5 protein-coding genes are annotated in these 6000 nt (G+C 34.8%); 4 read left to right on the top strand and 1 reads right to left on the bottom strand.

Annotation, left to right across the window (positions count from 1 at the left end):
- Window positions 1-330: 330 nt before the first annotated feature.
- From G4P69_RS11015 to G4P69_RS11000, 4 genes are all read left to right on the top strand, one after another.
- Entirely contained in the window at window positions 331-1239 is a 909-nt protein-coding gene (locus G4P69_RS11015; protein WP_208349716.1) for a hypothetical protein, read from the top strand.
- A 13-nt stretch (window positions 1240-1252) separates the two neighbouring features.
- Window positions 1253-2704 carry a hypothetical protein gene (locus G4P69_RS11010; RefSeq protein WP_208349715.1) on the top strand — a complete coding sequence of 484 codons (1452 nt, stop codon included), beginning with the start codon at window positions 1253-1255 and terminating at the stop codon, window positions 2702-2704.
- A gap of 322 nt (window positions 2705-3026) precedes the next feature.
- Window positions 3027-4283 carry an MCP four helix bundle domain-containing protein gene (locus G4P69_RS11005; RefSeq protein ID WP_208349714.1) on the top strand — a complete coding sequence of 419 codons (1257 nt, stop codon included), beginning with the start codon at window positions 3027-3029 and terminating at the stop codon, window positions 4281-4283.
- Window positions 4284-4403: 120 nt separating this feature from the next.
- Window positions 4404-5024, top strand: coding sequence for a hypothetical protein (locus tag G4P69_RS11000; protein ID WP_208349713.1), 621 nt, complete (start codon window positions 4404-4406; stop codon window positions 5022-5024).
- 9 nt (window positions 5025-5033) lie between these two features.
- Here G4P69_RS11000 and G4P69_RS10995 read toward each other — a convergent pair whose 3' ends face one another.
- Window positions 5034-5933: a class I SAM-dependent methyltransferase gene (locus tag G4P69_RS10995; RefSeq protein ID WP_208349712.1), complete on the bottom strand. Its 900-nt coding sequence runs from the start codon at window positions 5931-5933 to the stop codon at window positions 5034-5036.
- Between the last annotated feature and the right edge of the window lie 67 nt (window positions 5934-6000).

Genomic DNA, 6000 nt, shown 5'->3' with positions numbered 1-6000 from the left:
GAAGAGAGAAAGTTGTTGTTGGGAGTTTGTATTTGTGTTTGGTTAGATGGTTGTGTTTAGGGTGGTTGGTGGGTGGGGGTGGGGGGAGTGGGGGGTTGGGGATTTGGGGATTGGGGATTGGGTACTGGGGATTGGGTACTGGGGGTTGGGGATTGGGAAATAGAGGGTTTTTTTTATAATCAATGGGTGAACGTATAATTAGGTGTCTAAATGTAGATGATATCAGGTAAGCTATTAAGAGCAATGGATCACTACAAATTTTGTCCGACAATTACAGGACAGCAGTTTATATATGGTTAGTTAATGGTTTTATGATGTTTAGAAAAAATTATGTTGTCTTGTCGTGTTTGTAAACGTATCACCATTGATTCGTCCAATTCCTTGTGTCCAACCTGTAGCTGGAATTTTCATTCCTTACCCAATTCAGACGAAGAAAAGTGGGCGCAGAATCAGTGGCAGAAAAGCCAGGAACAAGAAGATGAATTAGAAAAATTTAAGCGAGAATATCAAAAACTAAGAGAGGAAAAAGAAAAATTAAATAGCAAGTTTGAAAATCTCTACAAGCAATTAGTAGAAAAAGCAGAAGAAAGAGAGCGTTTATTATTAAGTCTTTTACAGCCTATATCATCCATACCATCAAAAATAGATGAATTAGTAGATGCGATAAAAATACCTTTAAAAAATTTATCAGGTCAATATACAGTAGACAACCAAATAAAAAAAGAAACTATTGAACATAGAGATAAAAGGCAAGACAATTATTCTCAAAATACAGCAACTAAACTTACTGTTAAAAACTTGTCAGAAATTGGCAGTGAATCTCATATAACAAGGCAGCCTTTGCTTCTAAATCAAGAAGAAACAGAATTAGCAAAATTGTATAACGAGAAGCATAAAAAATTTGTTGAATCTGTTATAAAAGTTTCACTTACACAGGACAGTCTTGAAAAAGACCGTCTTGGAAAAACAATTAAATTATTTTTTCAAAAAAATCATAAGGGAACTTATTGGATATTTATTGCTGACAAGCAAAAATATTTTTTGTTTCCTGAACATCATTTTAAATTAAACGAGTTTAACTACCAAGCTTTAGAAACATCTTTTACTTGTTATGGAAATTGGCAGAATGAAGGAAGTGCTCTGAAGATACTCAAACCAGGTATAGTTAGACCTTTAGATCAAGGGGGAGAAAAGTGGGAATTTGTAGATAAAGGTGTAATCGAATTTACATCTATTTGAGAGGTAATTCTTTATGGGTAAAAGAAATTCTTCCAGATATTTCCTGATTTTTGTACTAGGAGTTAGTTTGTTAGCTGGTTGTAAAAAAATACAACAGCAAAATGATGGAAAAAGTGACAATCCCCAAGCAACGACATTTGAACAGGTACAGGTTCAAGATAATCGAAAGCTAGAAAATTTGCAGAAAGAACTTGATAGCAATTATCAAGAAGTAGACGCTGCTGTTAAAGCTTTTAGCCAGGAAGTGACTGGAAAATCAAGAGCATCACAAGTTGGGCTTAGATCATCTCAAGTCAACAAAAAACTAGAAGAATTATCTGAACTAATAAATAAAAAAATGTTTACCTCTCAACCACCAGAGGAAATAAAAACAAAAATAGGTGAAATAAATATATTAATAGAAAGTCTTCGTCAAAAAGTCATTAAACCAACACAAAAGGGATGGAATAAACGAACACTTCTGGAAATTCAAAGAAATTTAGGACAGGTTCCAATCACGGAATCTAACAAAAATCTCAAAAGTCAAATTGATAAATTTTTGAAATCTAATTTGACTCAGTTAGATCATCAAATCAAAGATTTAAAATTATCAGTTTCACAACAGCCTACAAATCTAGCTTTACAACCAGCTTTAGTTACCTCCGACAGGCTACACGTAGCTCGCTTAGGGGAAGGGGTAGTAAGCCAAAGTGCTAGTTCGCTCGGGAACATTACGCAAACGCGATTGCCTAACAATTCAGATGACAAAGCTGTTACTCTAAGTTATATAGCAATACTTTTGTCTGGATGTTCAGTAGTAGTATCCACGTATGCTCTCTTAACACGAAATTCGGCAAAGGCTCCAGCTAATAGAACTCGAGCTAATAGAAATCGAGTTACTCAAATTTCAGTAAATCAATCAGCTGAATCAGAAATTCTTCAAGATCACTTTGTCACTCACACAGAATTGGAGAAGGTGCTTGCAGAATGGAAACGACAAATGACACATGGACAGATTACTGAGAATCAAGACGAGCATAATCTTCCTCGTTTTGCAACAGAACGTAATCCTACTCAAATTTCACAAAGATACAGAATATCCCAAGAATCCCCAGATATTAAAAAACTGGTAGAGAGGTATAACACAGACCCAGGTTCATTATCACATAATGCCATTGAAGTCTCAGCAAGAGAGGATAGTATCACTCAACGCCGCCTTGGTCTTCAGCAAGCAATAGTTCTTGAAAGAGTAGGTAGAGGTAAAGGTAATTATTGGGTATTAACCGGTAAAGATTTTAACTATTTAGTTCCCAAAAAAAGTATTAAAATTAACGAATTTAATTATGAAACCGTCGAAGCTTTATTCGTGTGTAACAACTATCAACCAGGTTATACTCACTTTCAGTTATGTAAACCAGGAAAGGTAATGCCTATATCTCAAGGAGAAACTTGGCAGCTTAGTGAGCAAGGCCAATTACAATTTTAAGTGGCACAGCTATGAAACAGGCGGAAAATTGCTTTTTGAAAAACTTTAAATAATTTATTTTTGGTTTAGTTATACTATAGCCATCGTAAAAGATAGCCAAGCCTAGATTTGCCAGAGTCTACTTTGCACTAGGAGAATGGTTATGTCTGTCCGGCAATAGGATAAAGTTGCTATAATTTCTTTAGCTTAATCAACGCGAAGCTCAGACAGACCATCTGGTGCAGTTTAGCTTCTGCAGTGAAATAATTTTTAGTTATAAAACCAAAGAAACGACTCTTTTAATCATAACAAATTCAATAATCATTTTTAAACTATTTATCTTATGTCTTCAAATCAAAATTGTAAAGTAAGTTTGTCTGAGGAAGATCTACTAGAAATTTATAACAATGCTCCTAAACCTTTATCAAAAAATGTTACAAAAGTCTCTATTAAGGAAGAAAGCCTCAGAAATCTCCATCAGGAACCGATATATTTAATTGAATTACGTAACGGCAATTATTGGCTCATATTAACAGAAGATGGCAGCTATTTACTTTTGCCCAAAAGTAATCTCAAGATAAATTCCTTTGAGTATCAAACAGTTAAATCTTTATTTGAGTGTCAAGGATACCAAGCAGAGGCTGCTAGAGAATTTACTCTAACAAAAGCTGCTAGAGTTTTGCTGACTTCTAAAGGTGAGTGGATGTTAGAAGAAAAAGGAATTTTGGAATTTTGTAATGCTTCTCCTTCATCTCAATTACAAGCACAGCTAGAACAAGCACAAGACGAGTACATACAACTTCAATTTCAGTTGGAGCAATTACGTTCACAGCTAAACCAATCTGAATACGAACGTGTACAACTTTTATCTCGGTTAAGTCAAGTTGAACAAGAGCGTCAACACATGCTAGCTAGTTTAGAACAATTAGCAAAGGCACCTCAAGGAGAACAAATATCCCAGCATATGCAACAAGCAACTGAGGATCATAAGTTGTTTTTAGCAGAAATGCAGAAATTTTATACTGGTCTTAATAACCTAACATTTAAGGTATTTTCTTTAGAAGAACATTTAGAATCAATAAGTAAAGAACTAAATGGATCTAATAGCAGTGTAACAAAAATATCATCAGAATTAGTACCTATTCAAGCTTTATCAAAAGTGGAGAGTAAATCTCCTAAAATAACAAATTCTTTTAATCATAATACAGAGGAAAAAGATGTAGATAAACTTTATAATAATGAGCAAAATAAAAAAAATCTCAGGCATCTTGTCAAAGTTTTACCAATACAAGAATTGATTGAAAAAGACAGTTTTGGTAAACCAACTAGATTATTTTTCCAAGAAAATGTTAAGGGAACTTATTGGATAGTGACTAGTGAGCAAAAAAAGTATTTATTGTTTCCCGAACATAACTTTAAAGTCAATGAATTTAACTACAAAGGTTTAGAAACAGCTTTTACATGTCATGGTAACTGGCAGGAAGAAGGTGCTGAATTAAAAATATTTAAACCAGCAATAGTCAAACCTTTAGAAGAAGAAGGAAAAGAAAAGTGGGAGCTTGTAGATCAAGGTGTAATTGAATTTACATCAAAAAAATGAAGAAGGAGTCAGGAGGAGCCATTGCGTTGGGGGGCTTTGCCGACTTAAAGCATATGGCGTTCAGAATTCAGAATATCTCTTAGCTTAGATTATGAGTTCAAATTATAAAATTTTGCTTTTATGACTGCAAATTTAACGTCACAAGATAAACCAGATTTCATAGATACACTAACACAGACGGCGGCTGCTTATCGAGAACAAAATAAAGAACGTCCTAGTGCTGCTGTGGTTGTTGATGCGTTGCTACAAGCAGAAAAAGCAGCCAAAGAGGAACGCCTGTCATACCCCTTTGAATCTTTATTAGGTCAATGGCGATTATGTTTTATCACTGGTACTAAGAAAGTTAGAAAGCGAGGGGGAATTGTCTTAGGCAAGGGTTTTTATTTGCCAAAATTCGCCATTGCAAAAATTTCCTTTAACGCTTCCTTAGATTCGGCCTTAGGTAAAGGGGAAATTTGCAATCAACTCCAATTAGGCTCACTTTTGTTAAAGCTGGTAGGTCCCGCAAAATATCCAGGCAAGAAAAATATATTGACCTTTGACTTTACCCAAATGCAAGTTAGTTTGTTTGGTCGTGTTGTTTATAACCAAGAAATTCGTGGTGGTAAAGTTAAGTCTGAGAATTTTTATAACCAACCCATAGCTAAACTACCGTTTTTTACATTCTTCTTAGTTACAGGAGACTTGATCGCAGCTCGGGGTCGTGGCGGTGGATTGGCTATCTGGATTCGAGAAAATTAAGCTGCCGTATTATAAATTATTACTGTATGCACTATATCCATAAGCCAAAGTTTCTTTCATTGAGCCTGAGGGTTTGATACTTCTATTTATTGTTTCAGAAAAAGGTACTGGGATACCTTTAATTTTCTGCGGCAAAATTGCATACTCTTCTGTTGGTTCTACAGTGAACTGAGGACACTTTGTAGTAATTCCAGAAGCAGTTAACATTGCTTTTATCTCATCTCCAGAATATTGCTTTAGATAAACTGGATTTTGGTTAACGGGGTTGAGCCTTCTTACAAAATTATGGATTATATGCGAAGGACAAGACTTGTTGTGGAAAGAGTGATTAAAAATAAAAATTCCGCCTGGTTTCAGCACACGAGATATTTCAACCAATAGATTTCTGATTTGTGCATCTGGTATGTGCATAAATACACAATTAGACATCACAAAATCTATAGAATTATCTTCTAAAGGTAATAGCTCAGCTGAAGCACAAATAATGTGAAATTCTGCATCTGGAAAGAAATCATATTCTTGCTTACACTTAAGCAAACGTCGCAGCAAAGGTTCAGAAATATCAAGACCGTAGTAATTCTGACACCTCAGATTCTTATCTTTGGATAAATGTAAAGGAATCCTGCCGTAACCACAGCCAATTTCAAGAATAGAATCGACAGATTTGTTTAAAGATAGCTTATTCCAAGTTCCTCCTGGCTTACCTGTTAAAAGAGTATAATCTTGTTTAATTGGCGATGTTTCTGCCGCTTTTTCTATCTTTTGGGAGCCATAGTATGTCTTGCCAATCTTATCCCATTTTTGTTTATGTTCAGTGCTATTCAACTGCTCGTAGTCTTTGGGAAAATAAATGCCATCCCGAAACTGAAAATCATCTAACCTAATTTTTGTATTAGCTAATTGACTCATTAAACGCTTCCTCAATAAATTTACTTAACAGTATACGGAATTAGAATTCAGCATAGTATATCTACAA

Source organism: Aetokthonos hydrillicola CCALA 1050 (assembly GCF_017591665.1).
GTDB lineage: Bacteria > Cyanobacteriota > Cyanobacteriia > Cyanobacteriales > Nostocaceae > Aetokthonos > Aetokthonos hydrillicola.
The sequence above is the reverse complement of the archived record's forward strand: the minus strand, read 5'-3'. Positions and strand labels throughout refer to the sequence as shown.

Coding starts and splice junctions, on each gene's coding strand:
- G4P69_RS11015 (WP_208349716.1), top strand. CDS start 331: ATGTTGTCTTGTCGTGTTTGTAAACGTATCACCATTGATTCGTCCAAT.
- G4P69_RS11010 (WP_208349715.1), top strand. CDS start 1,253: ATGGGTAAAAGAAATTCTTCCAGATATTTCCTGATTTTTGTACTAGGA.
- G4P69_RS11005 (WP_208349714.1), top strand. CDS start 3,027: ATGTCTTCAAATCAAAATTGTAAAGTAAGTTTGTCTGAGGAAGATCTA.
- G4P69_RS11000 (WP_208349713.1), top strand. CDS start 4,404: ATGACTGCAAATTTAACGTCACAAGATAAACCAGATTTCATAGATACA.
- G4P69_RS10995 (WP_208349712.1), bottom strand. CDS start 5,933: ATGAGTCAATTAGCTAATACAAAAATTAGGTTAGATGATTTTCAGTTT.